This window comes from Prosthecobacter sp. (assembly GCF_044227185.1).
Classification (GTDB): Bacteria; Verrucomicrobiota; Verrucomicrobiia; order Verrucomicrobiales; family Verrucomicrobiaceae; genus Prosthecobacter.
Genome location: NZ_JBGAFO010000015.1, coordinates 42,864 through 61,612, shown reverse-complemented (window position 1 = coordinate 61,612; position 18,749 = coordinate 42,864). Strand labels below are relative to the sequence as shown.

General features: G+C 61.6%; 18 protein-coding genes. 6 read left to right on the top strand and 12 right to left on the bottom strand.

The features are described from left to right. The first annotated feature begins 52 nt into the window (after window positions 1–52). The gene (locus tag ACILSQ_RS27545; RefSeq protein ID WP_395746913.1) at window positions 53–1,660 is read left to right on the top strand and encodes an arylsulfatase; all 1,608 of its coding nucleotides are present in this window, start codon (window positions 53–55) and stop codon (window positions 1,658–1,660) included. Window positions 1,661–1,667: 7 nt separating this feature from the next. Here ACILSQ_RS27545 and ACILSQ_RS27540 read toward each other — a convergent pair whose 3' ends face one another. The 3 genes from ACILSQ_RS27540 to ACILSQ_RS27530 form a co-directional block, all read right to left on the bottom strand. Further along, complete coding sequence (locus ACILSQ_RS27540; RefSeq protein WP_395746912.1) at window positions 1,668–2,213, bottom strand: redoxin domain-containing protein; 546 nt, start codon at window positions 2,211–2,213, stop codon at window positions 1,668–1,670. Window positions 2,214–2,217: 4 nt separating this feature from the next. Then, window positions 2,218–3,141 carry an ACP S-malonyltransferase gene (fabD, locus tag ACILSQ_RS27535; RefSeq protein ID WP_395746911.1) on the bottom strand — a complete coding sequence of 308 codons (924 nt, stop codon included), beginning with the start codon at window positions 3,139–3,141 and terminating at the stop codon, window positions 2,218–2,220. A gap of 71 nt (window positions 3,142–3,212) precedes the next feature. Continuing rightward, on the bottom strand, window positions 3,213–4,343 hold the full coding sequence (locus ACILSQ_RS27530) for a glycerate kinase (RefSeq protein ID WP_395746910.1): 1,131 nt from the start codon (window positions 4,341–4,343) through the stop codon (window positions 3,213–3,215). 295 nt (window positions 4,344–4,638) lie between these two features. On the opposite strand from ACILSQ_RS27530, the gene ACILSQ_RS27525 reads away from it, so the two are divergent. Further along, entirely contained in the window at window positions 4,639–6,081 is a 1,443-nt protein-coding gene (locus tag ACILSQ_RS27525; RefSeq protein ID WP_395746909.1) for a sensor histidine kinase, read from the top strand. A gap of 20 nt (window positions 6,082–6,101) precedes the next feature. Continuing rightward, window positions 6,102–7,346 carry a response regulator gene (locus ACILSQ_RS27520; protein WP_395746908.1) on the top strand — a complete coding sequence of 415 codons (1,245 nt, stop codon included), beginning with the start codon at window positions 6,102–6,104 and terminating at the stop codon, window positions 7,344–7,346. Between the two features lie 19 nt (window positions 7,347–7,365). Here ACILSQ_RS27520 and ACILSQ_RS27515 read toward each other — a convergent pair whose 3' ends face one another. The 5 genes from ACILSQ_RS27515 to ACILSQ_RS27495 form a co-directional block, all read right to left on the bottom strand. Beyond that, on the bottom strand, window positions 7,366–8,802 hold the full coding sequence (locus ACILSQ_RS27515) for a Gfo/Idh/MocA family protein (RefSeq protein ID WP_395746907.1): 1,437 nt from the start codon (window positions 8,800–8,802) through the stop codon (window positions 7,366–7,368). A gap of 67 nt (window positions 8,803–8,869) precedes the next feature. Then, window positions 8,870–10,369, bottom strand: a complete 1,500-nt coding sequence (locus ACILSQ_RS27510; RefSeq protein ID WP_395746906.1) for a sulfatase — start codon at window positions 10,367–10,369, stop codon at window positions 8,870–8,872. Between the two features lie 446 nt (window positions 10,370–10,815). Beyond that, window positions 10,816–11,145: a DUF5615 family PIN-like protein gene (locus ACILSQ_RS27505; RefSeq protein ID WP_395746905.1), complete on the bottom strand. Its 330-nt coding sequence runs from the start codon at window positions 11,143–11,145 to the stop codon at window positions 10,816–10,818. Further along, window positions 11,142–11,369 (bottom strand): DUF433 domain-containing protein, encoded by a 228-nt coding sequence (locus ACILSQ_RS27500; RefSeq protein ID WP_395746904.1) that lies wholly within the window; start codon window positions 11,367–11,369, stop codon window positions 11,142–11,144. Before ACILSQ_RS27500 ends, ACILSQ_RS27505 begins: the two co-directional genes overlap by 4 nt. A gap of 59 nt (window positions 11,370–11,428) precedes the next feature. Continuing rightward, complete coding sequence (locus ACILSQ_RS27495; RefSeq protein ID WP_395746903.1) at window positions 11,429–12,904, bottom strand: sulfatase; 1,476 nt, start codon at window positions 12,902–12,904, stop codon at window positions 11,429–11,431. Window positions 12,905–12,985: 81 nt separating this feature from the next. On the opposite strand from ACILSQ_RS27495, the gene ACILSQ_RS27490 reads away from it, so the two are divergent. Further along, window positions 12,986–14,500, top strand: coding sequence for a Gfo/Idh/MocA family protein (locus ACILSQ_RS27490; RefSeq protein ID WP_395746902.1), 1,515 nt, complete (start codon window positions 12,986–12,988; stop codon window positions 14,498–14,500). 138 nt (window positions 14,501–14,638) lie between these two features. On the opposite strand, the gene ACILSQ_RS27485 is transcribed toward ACILSQ_RS27490, so the two are convergent. From ACILSQ_RS27485 to thiD, 3 genes are read right to left on the bottom strand one after another with little or no spacing between them, the layout of a single operon-like run. Then, entirely contained in the window at window positions 14,639–14,848 is a 210-nt protein-coding gene (locus tag ACILSQ_RS27485; RefSeq protein WP_395746901.1) for a hypothetical protein, read from the bottom strand. 5 nt (window positions 14,849–14,853) lie between these two features. Next, window positions 14,854–15,960 (bottom strand): S41 family peptidase, encoded by a 1,107-nt coding sequence (locus ACILSQ_RS27480; protein ID WP_395746900.1) that lies wholly within the window; start codon window positions 15,958–15,960, stop codon window positions 14,854–14,856. Next, window positions 15,957–16,769 carry a bifunctional hydroxymethylpyrimidine kinase/phosphomethylpyrimidine kinase gene (gene thiD / locus ACILSQ_RS27475; RefSeq protein ID WP_395746899.1) on the bottom strand — a complete coding sequence of 271 codons (813 nt, stop codon included), beginning with the start codon at window positions 16,767–16,769 and terminating at the stop codon, window positions 15,957–15,959. The genes ACILSQ_RS27480 and thiD overlap by 4 nt, the downstream gene beginning before the upstream one ends. 85 nt (window positions 16,770–16,854) lie before the next feature. Between thiD and ACILSQ_RS27470 the strand changes: the two genes are divergently transcribed. Both ACILSQ_RS27470 and ACILSQ_RS27465 read left to right on the top strand, forming a co-directional pair. Next, entirely contained in the window at window positions 16,855–17,235 is a 381-nt protein-coding gene (locus ACILSQ_RS27470) for an ApaG domain (RefSeq protein ID WP_395746898.1), read from the top strand. A 31-nt stretch (window positions 17,236–17,266) separates the two neighbouring features. Then, window positions 17,267–17,893, top strand: coding sequence for a hypothetical protein (locus ACILSQ_RS27465; protein ID WP_395746897.1), 627 nt, complete (start codon window positions 17,267–17,269; stop codon window positions 17,891–17,893). Between the two features lie 86 nt (window positions 17,894–17,979). Here the strand turns inward: ACILSQ_RS27465 and ACILSQ_RS27460 are convergent, their stop codons facing one another. Beyond that, window positions 17,980–18,744 carry a formylglycine-generating enzyme family protein gene (locus ACILSQ_RS27460; protein WP_395746896.1) on the bottom strand — a complete coding sequence of 255 codons (765 nt, stop codon included), beginning with the start codon at window positions 18,742–18,744 and terminating at the stop codon, window positions 17,980–17,982. Window positions 18,745–18,749 lie beyond the last annotated feature (5 nt).

The following is an 18,749-nucleotide window of genomic DNA, read 5'->3' as shown; positions in this document are numbered from 1 at the left end:
ATCCTCCCTTATTTGCAGCAGGAAGTCGGTCATGGGCATCGTTTGGATGCCTATGCTCCGGCTTCCTGTTTTTCTTTTCCTTTTCTACTGCGCCACTCTCCACGCAGCGTCCGCCAAGCCCAACTTCGTCATCTTCCTGGCGGATGATCTAGGCTACTCAGATCTGGGCTGCTATGGCGGTGAGATAGCGACCCCGAATCTGGACAAGCTTGCGGCGGGCGGTTTGCGCTTCACCCAGTTTTACAACACGGCCCGCTGCTGGCCCACGCGCAGCGTGCTCATGACGGGACACTACGCGCAGCAGATCGGGATGGATCCGCAGTATGGAAAGTTTCCAGCCTGGGTGCGGACTTTGCCGCAGCGGCTCGCACCGCTGGGGTACCGCAGCTACCACTCCGGCAAGTGGCACGTGACCAATGCGCCGCGTGTCGTGGCGGACGGCGGCTTCACGCGCTCCTATTACGTCCAGCAGCAGGACAACCACTTCCATCCCAAGAAGCACATGCTCGATGACGCGCCGTTGCCTGAGCCGGAAGGCGAGTGGTATTCGAGCATCGCCATCGCGGATCACGCAATCGATTTCCTCAAGGAGCACGCGCAGCAGCATGCCAGCACCCCGTTCTTCAGCTACATCGCTTTCACCGCACCGCATTTCCCCATCCAGGCACTCCCGGCGGACATCGCCAAATACAAGGACACCTATGCCAAAGGCTGGCCGCAGACACGCGCGGCTCGGTTTGAAAAGCAGAAACAGCTCGGCCTCGTGCACACCTCGCTGTCAGATCCCGAACCACAGATCACCGCACCCAGCGGCAAGGAGAGCGATCTGGAAATCCTCGGTCCTGGTGAGACGCGCCATGCCGTGCCATGGGAAAGTCTCACGGCGGAGCAGAAGCAGTTTCAGGCCGCGAAGCAGGCCATCCACGCCGCGATGATCGACCGCCTGGATCAGGAGGTGGGGCGCGTGCTGGCGCAGTTGAAGGCCATGAATGCTTATGAAGACACGCTCATCCTGTTTCTCTCGGACAACGGCGCGAGTGCAGAGGTCATGGTGCGCGGACTTGGGCACGACAAAGCGGCCCCAATGGGCGCGGCGGCCTCTTATCTCTGCCTCGGCCCAGGCGGTTCCACCGTTTCAAACACACCATTCCGCCGTCACAAAATCTGGGTGCATGAAGGCGGCATCAGCACGCCCTTCATCGCCCACTGGCCGAAGGGCATCAGTGCCAGAGGCGAACTCCGCCACACCCAGGGCCACGTCATTGATGTGGTGCCCACCTTGCTCGCTTTGGCCGGCGACTCCCAGCCCGCCATGCCTGAGAACGCTCCCCCCTTCCCAGGGCGCAGCCTCGTGCCCGCCTTTGCCAAAGACGGAACCGTCAGCCGCGATTTCCTCTTCTGGCACCACTCCGGCAATCGCGCCCTGCGTGAGGGCGACTGGAAAATCGTCAGCGCTGCCGACAATGGCGATGCCTGGGAGCTTTACGACCTCAGCACCGATCGCGCAGAGTCTCACAACCTCGCCGCCAAAGAACCCGCGCGCCTGAAAGCCATGGCCGAGCGCTGGGAAAAGCTGGACAAAGAATACGTCGCACAAGCAGGCCCGAAGCCCGCTGCCAAAGGCAAAGGGAAGGGGAAGGGGAAGAAAGCCGAGGAGTGAAGCAGGATCACTTCATCCCACCAATCTTGCACCCCTGCGCCGGTTCCTGTGGAGCCGGCACTGGTTTGCCGCCGAGGATGGCGTCGAGCGCATCGCGCAGATCCTTCGTGGTCGCGGTACGCTGGCGCTTGGTCGGGCCGAGGTAGAGATCATTGATGCGGCCCTTGTACAACGTCTTGCCATCCGGCCCGGTCACCACCGCCTCCGGCGTAATCTTCGCCTGCACCTGCTTGGCCAGCGCCTGTTCCTTGTCCAGCAGCACCGTGACTTTCACCTCGGAGAGAATGGCATGCTCCATGGCCACCTCCTTGGTGATCTCAGGATCCGAATGCACCAGATACACCACCAAACGATCACCGTAGTCAGCGCTGATCTGGTTGATCTCCTTCATGAACGACTTCGTGGTGGAGCAGAACGGGGAGACGAAGAACAGCACCACCGCTTTCTTTGCGCCCACAGCCGCAGGATCATAGCTCATGCCATCGATGGCAGGAAGTTCCATCGCAGACGCTAGGCCTGTGAGCACCAGGAAGGCGCAAAGAAGGTGTTTCATGATCTTACTGCAGTTGGGCCACAGCCGCATCCAGAGACGCCGCGTCTTTGATGCTGATGACCTTCACGCTCTTGTCGATCTTGCCCATGAGCCCCCGCAGCGTTTCGTCAGGCCCCAGTTCGATGAAGGTGGTGTGACCCGCCGCGATGAGATGCTGCATGCTTTCCACCCAGCGCACACTGCCGGTCACCTGGCTCGTCAGTGTGGAGCGGATCTCTTCCGGCGTGGCCACGGGCCGTGCCTCGTAGTTGCAGATCACCGGCACGCGCGGGCTCTGAATGGCCGCGGTGGCGAGCACCGCCGCCAGTTTGTCCTGCGCAGATTTCATGAGGCGGCTGTGGTAGGCGCCGGCCACGGGCAGGGGAATGGCACGCTTGATGCCCTTGTCCTTCGCCTTGGCCGCTGCATCCGCGATGCCCTCGGCGCTGCCGCTCAGCACGATCTGTCCCGGCGCATTCAGATTCGCCACGTCCACATCGCATTCCTTCGCCAGCTCACGGATGGCCGGCTCCTCACCGCCCAGCAGCGCCAGCATGGCGCCCTTGGTGTTTTCGCAGGCCTCTTCCATGAAGCTGCCGCGCTGAAAGACCAGGTTCAGGCCGGTGGCAAAGTCAAAGGTGCCGGCTGCGGCATGCGCCGTGAATTCCCCCAGCGAGAGGCCCGCGGTGGCGGTGATGTTCAGCGCGGGCACCTTGCTCTTCAGCACTTCCAGGATGGCCAGGCCGTGGGCATAAAGCGCGGGCTGGCAGCGGGACGTCTTCGTGAGCTCCTCCATCGGGCCTTCAAACATGATGTTCGTCAGCGAGTAGCCCAGCGTGGCATCGGCCTGGTCAAAGAGGGCGCGCACGGCGGGATAGCTTTCGGCAAGATCCTTGCCCATGCCGACTTTTTGTGCGCCTTGACCGGCGAAGAGGAGAACTGCGTTCATTCGTGAAGTGTGTCTAATGTAGGTGGTAATTGAAGAGGGGAGACGGCACTGAGCACGGTCAACGGGGCAGGTCAAGAGTTGGTCAGAAGGTCAAGGAGGGCGCGGGATTGGGAAATGACCGAAGCCCCCAGCAGTTCCGGCCCGCGCTGCATGGCTTCGGCCAGCGGCATTTCCCTGGGCTTGATGGCGCAGAGAAGATCAAACCGCCCGCGTAGCTTGTCTTCGGCCTCAATCGCTCCGGCAAAAGCGGCCACGGGTTTGCCTAGTTCACGCGCCATGTCCGCCACGCCCATCGGACCTTTGCCATGCAGCGTCTGCGCATCCAGACGTCCCTCCCCGGTGATGACAAGGTCAGCACCCGCAATCCGCTCGCGCAGATGGACGAGATCAGCGATCAGATCAAAGCCGCTGGTGAGTTTCGCCCCACAGAAAGTCATGAGCCCAAAGCCCAGCCCGCCGGCAGCTCCCGCCCCCGGCACCTCACGGTGGTCCACACCGAGGTCACCTTTCGCCACGTCGGCCAGACGCCGCAGCCGCTCCTCGAAGAATGCGGAGTCCGTCACCCCCTTCTGCCTGCCATAGATCTGGGTGCAGCCATGCGCCCCGAGCAGCGGATTGTTCACATCACAGGCCACCAGGATCTCAGGAAGCGCCAACGCCGTCTCCGGCCGCTCGATCCGGGCCAGACGGTCCATGTTTGAAATGATCGGTTCCAGCACCGCCCCCGCCGCATCTAGAAAACGAAAGCCCAGGGCTGCGGCCATCCCGATGCCCCCGTCATTGGTGGCGCTCCCGCCGATGCCGATGACGAGACGCTGCGAGCCACGTTTCAGCGCATCAGCCATCATCAAGCCTGTGCCCCTCGTGCTGGCGGTGGCCGGATCCAGCGGCAGGTCACTGACCATGGCGAGACCGGAGGCCGCGCTCATTTCCATGATGGCCTCCCGGCGGCCATCTGCGCTCACCAGCCCATAGTGCGCCGTCACCGCGCGGTTCCGGGCATCGAACGTGGCCGTGTCACACCATTCGCCCTTCAGCGCGGCCACCACCGCCTCAGCGGTTCCCTCGCCCCCGTCAGCGATCGGGCACAGGTCACATTCCGCCTCCGGTAAAGCTTGCTTCAAAGCTGCGGCGATGGCCTCGGCGGCCACGGCGGCAGGAATGGAGCCTTTAAATTTATCTATGGCGATGAGAATGCGCATGGGGCGCGTATGATGGCGAGAGGTGGTGCCCTGCCAAGCGCTCAGGAAGGCGCAAAACGAACCGCTTCATAAGAACGGCTCCGAACCCCGCTGCTGAGGAGGCCGCCCTCTCCGAGCCAGCCATTTTGCGTTTCTTTTGCCCTCGAGCGCTGAAGACTTGCCACCTCCCCAACGAATTGAGACGCAAGCTCTTGCCATCTCTTCACCGCCCCTCTGGGGTGGTGTCAGAGATTTGTAAAAAACCTTGAATAGACCTTGCTTTATCGACGTAATTATTATTAATTTTATAGTAATTATGTCAATCGCAGCTCTGGCAGAGATCAGTCCGCCTCTGATCGCACCCAGCACCGACCACTTTCATCCCGGTGGGCCGGAGGAAATTTCGCCTCCACCCAACCGCTTCGAGCAGGAGCAGATGGAGCTCAACCTGCGCAATGCGCGCATGGGGGCCTGGTTCGTCATGGTCCTCGTCCCTCTGTGCAGTTTCCTCGACTGGATGGCCTACCCGGCCGACTACTGGCAGTTCCTGGTGCTGCGCCTGGCCTGCGCGGCCAGTTGCGTTCCCTTGCTGCTCGCATTGAATGGCTCCCTCGGTCGCAAATACTGCCGCGCTTATCCCGTCATCCTGCCTCTGCTGCCGGCGCTCATGATTTGCTTCATGATTTATCTCAGCGGCGACTCCGGGTCCGGCTATTACGCCGGTCTCACGCTCTGCATCGTGGCCACGGCCTTTGTGTTTCACTGGACCTTCCGCGAGATCGGCATCACGCTCGGCCTCGTGGTGCTGGCCTACTTCGCCGCCACGCTGCCAAATCTTCACTTCAGCGACTCACGGGAGCTGGGCATCTTTGTGAACAACACCGGCTTCATCCTCCTGAACTGCGTGGTGCTCTATTTCGGCAGCCGTCAGCACCACGCCATCCGCGTGCGCGAGTTTGCCAACCGCTGCAAGGTGGAGGATCAGCGCGAAGAACTCTCCGCGCGCAATGAAGAGCTCACCGCCACCCTGAAGCGCCTGCGTGAAACCGAGGCCCAGCTGGACCAGAGCGAAAAGCTCGCCTCCATCGGCCGCCTCAGCGCCGGCATCGTGCATGAGATCAACAATCCGCTGAACTACGTGAAGTCAGCGATCTACCTGCTCAAGAAGAAGAGCCGGGCCCTCCCGCTTGAGATGGCCGAGACGTTTAACAGCATTGCCGAGGACATCGGCGAGGGCATTGACCGCGTGTCCTCCATCGTCTCAGACCTGCGCACCTTTGCCCATCCGGAAAATCGCGGCGCACGGCCCGTGGACCTGCATGACACCTCGCGCAAGGCCCTCCGCCTCCTGGCCAAGGAGATCGGTGACCGCGGAGTGACGCTGATGGATGAGATTCCGGCGGGAATCCTCGCCCAGGGCGATGAAAACTACCTCATTCAGATTTTGCTGAATCTCGTGCAGAACAGCCTGGACGCGCTGGCGGGGCGGCCGGAGCCGACGGTCTGGCTCAAAGCCCGCGCAACCGCGGACGGCGTTGACTTGATCGTTCGGGACAATGGCTCCGGCATCCCCAAGGAGAACCTCTCAAAGATTTTTGATCCGTTCTTCACCACCAAGCAGGTGGGCCAGGGCATGGGCCTCGGGCTCAGCATCTGCTTCCGCATGATTCAGCAGATGGAGGGCGAAGTGAAGATCGACACCGCGGAGGGCAGCCATACGCAGTTCACCCTCAGCCTGAAGAAACCCGTGCACACCTGAGCCTGATGATGCCGAGCCCCATGCTTTCGCCTTATCACATCCTCTACGTCGATGACGAGGAGAAGGCGCTGCATTACTTCAAGGAGATCTTCGGCGACGAGTACACCATCCACACCGCCAGCAATGCGATGGACGGCTACCGCATCCTGCAGCAGTACGGCCCTCAGATAGGCCTGCTGCTCACAGACCAGCGCATGCCGGGCCCCAGCGGCGTCGAGTTGATGGAGCACGCGCGCAAGCTCAACCCCAATCTCGTACGCATTCTCGTCACCGCCTACACGGATTATCAGGCCGCCGTGGACGCCGTGAACTCCGGGCGCTGCTTCCGCTACCTGCACAAGCCCTGGGACCCGGACGAGCTCAGCGTGGTCATCAAGCACGCGCTGGACTACTATCATGCGCTGGTGGAGCGCGAGCGCCTCCTGGTGGAAAAGGCGGAATCCGTCCGCAACATGCTCTCTGCAGACAAAGTGTCCGGCCTGGGCATTCTGGCGGAAGGGTTGAACCATCACCTGCGCAATGCCCTCACCGTTGTGCGCGCCTTCATCGATCTGGCGCCCATGAAGCTGATGGAGGAGATCGGCGGCGCCCACCCGCGCGATCCTTCGTTCTGGATTGACGTGCAAAATCAGGCCCAGTCACAGCTTGAGCGCATCCAGTCCATGCTGGCGCGGCTGGCCGAGGCCTCGCACTCGAAGCGGCTCGAACGCGCGGACCAGTGCCATCTCAGCAGCATCCTCAGCGAGATGGTCGAGCTGTTCGCGCCGCAGATGAAGGAGAAGAACCTGCGCGTCGAAGTTGCCGTGGATGCGCATCTGCCTCCGCTCATGGTTCATGGTGCGCGCTTCCGCCAGATGTGGCGTCTCATCTTCATGGAGGAGCTCACGCACTTGAGCCCCGGGGACAGCATTCACATCAGCGCCAAAGTGCGGCATGATGCAAAAGGCCGCTCACATGTGGTGATGTACGTGCGGGACACCGGTCTCTGGGAGGGCACGGACAAGCCGGTGAATCTGTTTGACCCCTTCTACACCCGCAGCCGCAAGCCGGATGACTTTGGCGTAAACATGATGGCCTGCTACGTCACCATGCATCTCCATGGCGGCACGGCCGAAGCACGCCATCTGGAGCCCCGCGGCCTCGAGCTTGAATTCAGCCTGCCGGTCGAAACCAGCCTGGAGCCCAAGAAAGAAGAGGACTTCTTCCGCAGCCTGCTCACGCATGAGCAGCGCTGGAAGATGCGCGACGAAATGGTCGCCGCGTAGGCGTGGATGCGTCGTCGGCTCAGCCCAGGCTCCACCCCTCCCGAGGCACACGGCTCAGGAATCGGTTTGCCGCCTCGTTGTTCGTGATGCGCATGGCTTTGGCATCCCACACGATCTTGCCCCCGGCTCTGTGCGCCACATTTCCGAGGTGGTTCGCCTCGGTCAGCGGACCGGCATAGCTGAAGGGGCTCCCCGTGGGAGTTCCATTGCGGATGGCGGCCAGGAATTCGGCATGGTGGCCGGGGGAGTCGGCGATGAAAGGTTTCGGCGGCTGGAAGTCCTTGAAACTGGCCTCGGGAAGCAGGATGTGCTTGCCGTAGTCGGAGAGCAGCATGCCCTTGTCGCCCACAAAGAGCACACCATTGCTCCACTTGCTGATCAGCGGATCGTTCTTCCAGACATCGGGTTTGTCCGCGCCTTGGTGCCAGTGCAGCTTGCAGGCCGGCATGTCGCCGCGCGGCCCGTATTCATACACCGCGTGCATGGAGGCCGGGGCGATCTCGGGATGCGGCGGCGGTCCAAAGGCTTCCACGCTGAGCGGCGCATCCAGTTTCAGCGCCCAGAAGGGCAGGTCATTCCAGTGGCTGCCCAGGTCAGACATGGTGCCATTGCCAAAGTCCCACCAGCGGTACCATTTCGGGCCGGGGAAATAGACGCTGCTGTAGGGGCGCATGGGCGCCGGGCCGATCCACAGGTCCCAGTCCAGGTACGGCGGCGGTGTTTCCGCAGCGGCAGGCCGCTCCATGACGTGGACGATGTCTCCGTTCTTCTCCGCCTCCTCCTTGCTCTGCAGCCCCCAGGCGCGCGAGACGCAGACATGAGCCTCCGTCACCTTGCCAATCGCTCCGCTTTGGATCAGCTCCACCACGCGGCGGTAGTTGGGCATGCCGTGAATCTGTGTGCCCATCTGGGTCACCACACCAGCCTTGGCGGCCGCTTCGGTGATGAACCGGGCCTCGGCCACGTTGTGCGAGAGAGGCTTCTCACAGTACACCGGCTTCTTCATCAGCAGCGCCGGCAGGGTGGCGTAGGCATGCGTGTGCTCGGTGGTGCTGATCACCACGGCGTCAATTTCGCCCGCGCTCACGGAGTCGTACAGCTTGCGGAAGTCGCGGAACTTCTTCGCCTTTGGAAACGCAGCGCCCGCGCGGTCCAGGTTCTCGCCGTTCACATCGCAGAGCGCCACCACGTTTTCACGCGGTTCCACCGCCGGCGGTGGGGGCTCGGCGCCCGGGGCTTTGCCGGCGTTCTTTCCACGCGGCGGCACGTACAACGCCACGCCCGTGAGCTCTTTGATGTTGGAGGCGCCACGTCCGCCGACCCCGATGAAAACGAGGTTCAGTTTCTCATTTGGCGACTTGGAGCTGACGATGGCGGGAAATCCCAGCGCCGCGGCGGCGGTGGCGCTGCGGGCAAGGAACTGACGGCGGGAGGAGGCAGGCTGGCTGGTGCTCATGGTGGTGCCATTACAACGCACCAGGTGAGCGGAGTTTCCCGGGAAATCTCAGCGTTCCCGGAGTCTGCTACTCGGCCTGCTTTTTCTTTTTGTTTTCCCCGGGCTTCTTCGGCTCATTGAGAGGCTTGTCAGGATCATACTTCGGATTCCGCTCCGGAATCTGCGCGCCGGTGTCCTTGAGCCAGGCCATGAGCTTGTCGCGCAGTTGCAGGGCGCGGATGGAGTCAAACGGGGCGCGGTTGTCCACCTCACCGGCGTCGAGCTTCAGATTGTAGAGTTCCAGGTGGTTGTCCTCATGGAAGAGGATGAGCTTCCAGTCGCCTTCGCGAATGGCGCTGTAAGGCGTGGCGCTGCCGGGATGGTAGTGCGGGTAGTGCCAGTAGATGGCCTCGCGGGCCAGTGTGTCCGTACCGCCCAGCAGCGGCAGCAGAGACTCTCCATCCACGACTTGGTCTTTTTTCAGCGCGGTCTGCGTGGCTGCGAGCAGAGTGGGCACATGGTCATAGGTGATCACCGGCACATCGCAGGTGCTGCCGGGTTTCACCAGGCCGGGCCAGGAGACAATAAGCGGAATGTGCACGCCGCCCTCATACGCGCTGCCTTTGCCCAGGCGTGCGGGGCTGTTGTCAGTAGGACCACGAGACCAGCCCTGGGATCTGACGAGATGGCTCAGTCCACCGTTGTCGCTGGTGAAGATGAAGATCGTGTTTTCCGTCAGCTTCAGCTCGCTCAGCTTGGCGCGCAGCTTGCCCACGCTGTCATCGATGCTCTCCACCAGCGCGGCATAGACCGGGTTGCTGTGCCCGCCCACCGCCTTCTTGGCCTGATATTTCGCGATGACCTCGGGCTTGCCCATGATCGGGGTGTGCACGCCGTAGTGCGGCAGGTAGATGTAGAAGGGCTTCTCCTTGTGCTTCTCGATGAACTTCACCGCTTCATCGGTGAGCCTGTCGCTGAGAAATTCATCCTTCGGGCCATCCGGCAGAGTGGCGATCTTGTAGGGTGAAAAATAGCTCGGCGGAGAACCGATGTGTGCACCGCCGATGTTCACATCGAAACCGTGCTTGGTGGGATAAAACTCCTCCTCGCCCAGATGCCATTTGCCAATGCTGGCCGTGGCATAGCCGCGTGTTTTGAGCCGCTCCGCCAGCGTCTCCTCCTCCAACGGCAGGTGCATCGTCCATTTCGGAATCAGGAGGCGGCCATTGCTCGGCACATGGCCGGCAATCCAGTCGGTGATATGCAGTCGTGCCGGCGACTTCCCGGTCATCATGGCTGCGCGCGAAGGCGAACACACCGTGCATGCGGAGTAGGCCTGAGTGAAGCGCATGCCATCCTGCGCCAGTTGGTCGATGTGCGGCGTCTCATAATACTTTGAGCCGTAGCAGCCGAGATCCGTCCAGCCCATGTCATCGATGAGCATGACGATGATGTTCGGCGGCGGCCCGGCCGGAAGCTGCGGCACCACAGGCACCTTCATCGGTGGCGGCTGGATGGGCGGCAGCGGGCCAGGCGGCGGCTCAGCAGGAGGTGTGGCCGCCGTACCTGCAGGCGTGCCCGCTGGCATTGGCGCGGCACCGGGAGTCTGAGCGCCGGGGCCCGCAGGAACCGGAGCTGCAGGAGTGGATGGGGCAGGGGCAGGGGCAGGGGCAGGGGCAGGGGCAGGGGCAGGGCTGCCCGCGGCCGGAGTGGGCGGCATCGCGGCAGCCGGAGCTGCTGGAGCAGGGGCCGCAGGCGCAGGCGTCCCTGGTTCCGAGGCTACCGGGGGCGGAACAGGGACCGGCGGTGTTGGACTCGCCGAAGGAGCCTGGGCGGCCAGAAGACCGGTCAGAGCAAGGAAGGAAACGAGGACGCGATGCATGAAATAACGGCTGGAGAATGAAATGAGACGCTGTCTCATCTTGCGGGCATTGACAAGGATTTATATGAGACGGGAGTGCTTTTTCGGGAGGCGGAGGTCACATGCAAACACCTCAGAGCTTAACAGCGCAACACTTCAATGTAAGCAGCCTCTCATCTCACCTCGACAATTCTTTGATTTGAAGACAATGCGGCTTCTATAGCGGGCCAGATTTGATCGAGTTTGGTCAGCAAATGCTGGGTTCGGCAGTTTCCAAGACGCAGCCACAGCAGCTTTCCTTGTTCCCCGGGGCGTGTGGCCAGGATAAAAAAATCTTCGTCCTTGGACACGACGACACGATTTTCAGCGAGAGCTTCAGACCAGATCTGGCGATCATCGGTCTGTCCCTGCCCGCGATCCAGAACATGAACCGCATCGTGTCCTCTGGCGCTTAACCAACGGGCGAGCGCCGCGGGCAGTTGATTGTCCACCAGAAATTTCACGCAGCAATGGCCAGAATCGTGTGATCCATCTGCTGTGCTGCATAGGTAAGGGCGGCTTTGATATCGTCAGCCTCAAGAAATTCGTAATCCTGCAAGATCTCTTCGTGACTGGCTCCTGCGGCAATCAATTCCAGAATGTCACTCACACGGATGCGGTAGCCCCGGATGCAGGGGCGTCCTCCACACTTTCCAGCTTCGATGGTGATGCGGTCCAGCAGATTCATGATTTAAGATGGTTCATTCGATCTTCGGAGTCAAGGTGGAGCCCGCTTGGTCTCCTCCCTCACCGGATCTTCGCATCCGGCAGCTCGCTCTTCACCCCTTCGTCGATCGGCATCTTGTCTGTCTGTGCATCGAGTCCGGTGGCCAGCATGAGTTTGGCCAGCTCCGCCTGAAGTTCCTTCACCTTGCCGGCCAGTTCGGGTTTGCTGATGAGGTTCTTCGTTTCGCCCGGGTCGCTTTTCAGATCATAGAGCTCGGCCATGTGCTTGTCCGGAGATCCGTCGCCATGCGGATAGTGAATGTATTTCCATTCGTCTGTGCGGACAGCCCGGACATTGGGGGTGTAGGGAAACTGCTTTTCATAGTTGTAGTGGTAGAACCAGCTCCTGCGCCAGTCAGCATCCCCGCTTTTAACCAGCTTCACGAAGGACTTCCCATGAATGTTTTTCAGCGGCGGTGCGCCGCAGAGTTCCAGCAGGCTGGGGGCCACATCCACGGTGAGCACCTGCTGCGGGATGACCTTGCTTTCTTTCGTCATCTTCGGCGCACGCACGATCAGAGGAATTCGCAGGCAGGGTTCGTGCGCGGTGCGCTTGTCCACCATGCCGTCCTCGCCTTCGAGCAGCCCGTTGTCTCCCATGAAGACGATGATCGTGTTGTCGAGCTGCTTTGTTTCCTCCAGCCAGGCACGCACGCGGGCCACGCTGTCGTCCACGCTGAGGACGGTGCCCCAGTAGCCATGCACCATGTTTTCAAAGTCCTTCACGGCGGCCGGGCTGTCGTCCGGGAATTTTTTGCGCCACTCAAACAGCGGCCCGTAAATGCCATGCCAGGTGTAGAGGCGCTGTTTGATCCAGGCCGGCTTGTCATCCAGCATGAAGGCCGTGGCGGGGTAGGGGACGCGTACGTCGTCAAACACATGCGCATACTTCGGCTCCGGCGTGTAAAAGCTGTGCGGCGCCTTCTGGCCGATGCACGCGCACCAGGGCTTGTCCGCGCTCTGCTGCTTCAGCCAGTCCAGGGCCAGATCCGTGACCACCGTGGTGTAGTAGCCCTTGATCACTTCGCGCTTCTTGCCGTTGAGATTCCACTCGGTGTCGAAGTATTTGCCCTGGCCTTTGTGGGTGACAAAGGTGTCATAGCCTGCGCGCGGATCGTCATTCTCCTCGCCCATGTGGTATTTGCCAAAATAGGCCGTGGCATATCCCGCATCATGCAGCACGGATGGGAAGCTGCGCAGCGTGGCCGGGTATTCAGTGAAGTTGTCAGTGACTCCATGCGCATGCGCGTAGAGTCCGCTGAGAATGGAGCCGCGGCTCGGCGAGCACAGCGAGGTGGTGCAGAACATGTTGGCAAAGCGCACGCCTTCATTCGCGAGGCGGTCGATGTTTGGCGTCTTCACATGCTTGGAGCCGTAGCAGCCCAGCGCATCCGGCCGCAGGTCATCGCAGAGGATGAAGAGGACATTCGGCTTCGCTGCGAACGACGAATGCACGAGGACGAATGACGAAAGGAGGAAGGCGAGAAGGCGTGTCATGGTTGTGCCGCTAACGAAGGGATGCACCGCTCTTTGTCAAAAAGGAAAGGCGGCGCGTTGTGTGGCGTTCTCCTCCACGTCATGACCAACCGTCGTTCCTTCCTCAAGCAGTCCGCCGCCACATCCGCCGGCGTTTTCTACATCGCCAAAACCTCCTGGGCCCAGAAAAGCCCCGGCGATACCATCAACGTGGCCGTCATCGGTTTCGGCGGCCGCGGCGGCTCGCACATCAGCGGCTACAACAAGCTCAACAAAGACGGTGCCGGCGTGCGTGTCGCCGCCCTCTGCGATGTGGACAGCGACATCCTTGGCAAGGGGCTGCAAGGCTACGACAAGGAGAAGATCAAGGTCCAGGGTTACTCCGACTTGCGCAAGCTGCTGGAGAACAAGGACATCGATGCGGTAAGCATCGCCACGCCCAACCACTGGCATGCCCTGGCCACCATCTGGGCCGTGCAGGCGGGGAAGGATGTGTATGTCGAGAAGCCCGTGTCCCACTGCGTGTGGGAGGGCCGCCAGATGGTCAAGGCCGCGCGCAAATACGGCAGGATGGTGCAGACCGGCACCCAGTCCCGCTCCAGCCGCAAAGGCATCGGCGAGGCGGTAAAGTATGTGCAGGAGGGCAACCTCGGGAAGATCCTGGTCTCACGCGGTCTCTGCTACAAGAGCCGCCCCAGCATTGGCAAAACGGAGGGCCCACAGCCCATCCCTGAATCCATTGATTACGATCTCTGGTGCGGCCCCGGCCCCAAAGGACCGCTCATGCGCAAGAAGCTCAAGTACGACTGGCACTGGACCTGGGCCTACGGCAACGGCGACCTCGGCAACCAGGGCATCCACCAGATGGACATCGCCCGCTGGTTCCTCGGCGAGATGGAGCTCTCCCCCAGCGTGTGGAGCGTCGGCGGCCGCCTCGGCTATGTGGACGACGGCGAAACCGCCAACACCCAGATCATCTACCACGGCTACGAAAAGGCCCCCCTCATCTTTGAAGTGCGCGGCCTGCCCGGTGCCAAGGGCGAAAAGAACATGGACAAGCTCATGCAGACCAGCAAGGGCGTGAAGTTCCAGCCTATCCCGGGCAAAGACGGCAAGGAAGGCGTCAACGGTGCGGGCGTGGGCGTCATCGTGGAATGCGAAGGGGGCACCGTCGTGGTGCCCAGCTACTCCGCCGCCATTGTCTTCGATAAAGAAGGCAAGGAGATCAAAAAATTCGAAGGCGCTGAAGACCACTTCAAAAACTTCATCGAAGCCTGCCGCAGCCGCCGCGTGGACGATCTCCACGCCGACATCCTGGAGGGCCACCTCTCCAGCGCCCTCTGCCACACCGGCAACATCAGCTACCGCCTCGGTAAAAAGCAAAAGCCCGAGGAGATCCTCGAACAGATCAAAGGCAGCAACCTCGGCACCGAAAGCTTCGAGCGCATGAAGGAGCACCTCGGCAAAAACGAGGTCGATCTCATCAAAGATCAGCTCACCCTCGGCCCCGTCCTCAAGATGGACGGCAAAACCGAGCGTTTCATCGACCAAGACGACGCCAATGCGATGCTGAAGGACAAATATCGTCCGCCCTTCGTCGTGCCGGAGGAAGTGTAAGGCAGTAGATGGACACTCCTGTCCGTCGATCAGTGCTCCCGCCAGCTCCCCTGTTCTCGCCCGTCAAAAACCGACGCGCGGGAGCACGGGGCCCGCTGCTGCTGCGTTCGCTTCCCCCCGCCTGCCTGTGAAGCCCTATTACACCCCGCCCAGCATCTCCCCATACGAAAAGTCACACACATGCATGCGCACGCGCACGGCAGCTCCTTCCTGAAGCGGGAAGTCGGGCAGATGCTTTTGAATGGTGCCAAAGATTTCCTTCCCATTCGGCAGCACGGCGTGGCAGGTGCGTGCGCTGAGCACGCGGCGGATCGTGGCGGTGGTTTCGATGCGGTCGGCGATCTCCATGTCTCTCACTTCGTTACAGGTATGGCACGGCGGGCCGGAGGTTCCTGGCTGGTCGCGGCCTTGCGGTTCCAGTCGATCTTGGCGGACTGAAACAAGGCGCGTGTGGTGATCAAGTCCACCGCGCGCTGCAGCACCGTGTCCGAGGGGCGCGGGGCATCCTCAGGCAGCGCCTGGCCGGCGGAACGCTTGAGATAGGAGTCCAGTTCGGGATTGGTGTTGGCCACCAGCGCAGCCTCGTTAAAGCGCGGCCGCGGCTTGTCAGTGATGGAGCTTTTGACGTCCTGGCTGTCGGTGGCATGGAAGACCTGCCGCTTGAGACTGGTCGGCATGGAGACCACGAAGTCAGGCTGCAGCCCCTTTTTGAAAACAGAGCTGTCGTCCGTCAGCAGCACCTCGGCGCGGGCAAACCGCAGCGACCATTCCGCATCCACCGGCACCGTCTCATAGCGCACCGCGCCGCCACGCGTGGCCGTGCCGATCAGCAGCGCCTGCTTCCGCTGGCGCAGCACGGCGGCCAGGGTTTCACCCAGGTTGTTCGTCTCGTCATCCATGAGCACGAGCATCTGCCGCGTCCACACCGGCTCGCGGTGGTTGATCTCCGCTTCGGAGGTCGTCTGGCCGGTTTGCTTGATCTGCTTCATTTTGAAGAGCACTTCGCCCTTCGGCACAAACAGGCTCAGCATGTCCGCCGCGTCATTGAAGTCCCCCGGCGGTGCCGGGCTCCGCAGGTCCAGGATGAGATGCTCCACTTTTTTCTCCGCAAACTCACGCAGGTGCTGCTCCAGCTCCTTCGTTTCCCGCGCCGTAAATTCACGCGGGCGCAGGTAGCCCGTCTGCGGCGTGATCAGCTCGGCCTGCACCCCGGTCAGCGCTCCCGACTTGGCCTCGCTGCTCCGCGGCACCAGCTCCGCGCCGAAGTCGAGACGCTGGAGAAGCCCGGAGAGCGCGGCGCGGTTCAGCACATCAAACGTGAGATCGCTGCTGCGAATGTACTCCTTCTGCAGCAGACGAAACGCCGTCTGGATGCCACCCTGCGTGATGTCCTTCGGCTCCGTGCCGCCGGCGGCAAATGCGGAGGTGCTGAAGGTCAAAAGTAAGGCGAGTCGTCTCATTCGGCGGTCTGTTGCAGATGATTGAGAGCATGTACGACGCCTGCGCCAGCACTTTGCCACATGAAATGCTCGGCGATCGCCCGGCTCACGAAGTCCTTCGCCGCCTCCACGGCCTCATTCAGTCCCATCCCATGCGCCAGCCCGGTGGCGATGGCGGCGGAAAAAGTGCAGCCCGTGCCGTGCGTGCGCACCCCCGGCGTGCGCGGTGCGCTGTACCAGAGGATTTCTCCATCGAGGCAGAGCACATCGGCAGCATCGCCATGCAGGTGCCCGCCTTTCACCAGTACGGCGGCGTCAAAACGCGTGCTCAGCTCCCGCGCGCAGGCCTCCATGGCTTCCGGGCTCGTCACCTCGCGCCCCCAGAGCACCCGCGCTTCATCCATGTTCGGCGTGATCAGCGTTGCCAGCGGCAGCAGTTCCTCGGTCAAGGTGCGCTCCGCTGCATCTTCCAGCAGCCTCCCTCCACTGGTGGCGACCATGACGGGATCCACTACCAGGGGAATGCGCCCATGCCCGTACTCCCGCCACGTTTCCGCCACCGCCAGCACCTGCTCCCGCCCGCCCAGCATCCCGGTCTTCGCCGCCGCAATCGGGAACCCGCCAAACAGCACACGCATCTGATCCGCAATGAATTCCCCCTCCAGCAGCCGCACCTGCGAGACCAGCCCCGGCGTCTCCGAAACCACGCTGGTCAGGGCGTTCAGCCCATAGCCGCCGAGGGCTGAAATGGCCTTCAAATCCGCCTGCACCCCCGCTCCGCAGGAGGAGTCTGAACCTGCAATGGTAAGGACGACGGGAGGGGATGTCATGGCGGCGGCTGGCTGGATGGTAGGGGTCTGGCTGCTTTTTGCAAACCCCGGCTTGTGGCAGCCCGCGCATGAACTAACTTAATCCATGAATTTCGATCCGTTACCCGGTCTCACGGTTACGGTGGACAGCATCGCCTACGACCCCACACGGCCTGCTCCGCCGGACCGGCCGCATCCCTTTGTGTATCATCTCTCGATCCACAACGACTCCCACGACATCGTGCGCATCTTTGGCCGCAAGTGGATCGTGCGCGACACCGACGGCGACACCATGGTCGTCGAAGGCGACGGCGTCGTCGGCCAGTTCCCCAACCTCTCTCCTGGCGAGACCTTCAGCTACAATTCCTACCACGTCATCAAAACCGAAAGCACCGCCACCGGCTCCTTCTTCGGCACCACCCCCGACGGCCGCCGCGTCTGCACCAAGATCCCGCCCATCGAGATGCATCCGCCGATGATGGTGTGAGTGGGGATTGAAATGGATTTGCGCCAAAATCATGCGTGTTCATTCGCAGGCCACTCTTGAAGTCGTCTTGGCCGCATTTCCGAAATCTCTAGCTGATGATGTTCGCGTCGTTATGAGGGGGATTCCCCCTGCCGACGTGTCCCTCCCTGAGCATGACAGATTCAGGGCGATCACTGCTTTGGGTGAGTGTGCCATCCCTTCCAGAGTATATTTTCCTGAATTGGCGGTCACGGCTTCGCTGAATCTGACGGACGCTCAGGCTGCCATTCTCGCCGCGATCTTCACACGCCATTATTCAGGCTATCAGCGGGAAATCTGGGCTGTGCAGCTCCTTTCCCAGCCGTCGGCCTGGAGCACGCCCTTTGTGGCGCTGCTCTTCAAAGACTACGTGCAGGAGATCCTCACAGCTTTGGAGCAAAGGATGAGTGAAGACTGGCGGCCTTTCATACAGGCATTCGCCGTGCAAAACCCTCTTTGGTTACGACAGCTCAGTCATCAGATCGTTAACTACTGGGCGGTTTACCACCGTCAAAAATTCCCTCGGCTGACAGACTACTCTGGGTACAAACTTGCACGACGCATGGGTGTGTGGGACAACAAAACAGCTCCCAATCTGACACGTAGCCGGCCCCTGGAAGGACTCGGCATCAGCGTCTGATTAGCGTCATATCAGCGGTTCAGAATCTGGCTGGTTCCTGTGGACTCTTTATCCAGTGAGGAACCTCCCAGAGCGAGCTGAAGCTCTCACTCCTTCTCACACACCACCCGAAACCCCACGCTGTCCAGGTGTACGTTGTACGGGTCCGGTCCGCGAAACGAAGCCAGCAGTCGCTTCTCACTGCCCGCTCTGAACGCACCACCCCGCACAATCCGCAGCGTGTTGTTCGGTGGGTCATACCATCCATCCACCCACTCCCAGACGTTGCCGGCGAAATCGAACAAGCCATTCGCATCCGCTGGGTAGCTGCCCACGGGGGCGGTGTCGGGATAGCCGTCGTCCACCTCCAGCCATTTGGCGTCGTAGCTGTTGCGGTACTTTCTGCCAAAGGCTTCGTCGCAGAAGTTGCCCACATTCTTTGTCAGCGGCCCCGTGCCCCAGTGGTGCACACCCGTGCTCGGCGGCTGCTCCTTCGGCGCGATGTTTGGATCTTCCTTCAGCCCCGCCAGCACGCTCCACTCTTGATCCGTCAGCAGCCGGTACTTTCGCCCCTCCTTCTTGCCCAGCCATTCGCAAAACGCCTGCGCCTCCGCAAAGCTCACATTGATCGCCGGATGCTGCGGCGTCTGCGGAAAGTCAGGCTTCCTCCAGTCCACACCCGTGGCGGTCGCAAACGGCTGGTAGTCCTTCACCCGCGTCTCATAACGGCACACCAGCACGCCGCCGATGCTAGCCACGCGCACAAACGGCATCTCCAGGCTGTTCGTAAACGCCGTTTCAATCTTGGCCCCCTGGACGCTGGCGCAAGGCGTCAGCAGCAGCAGGGCAAGAGCGGTGAGAGCGCGGTGCATGACCT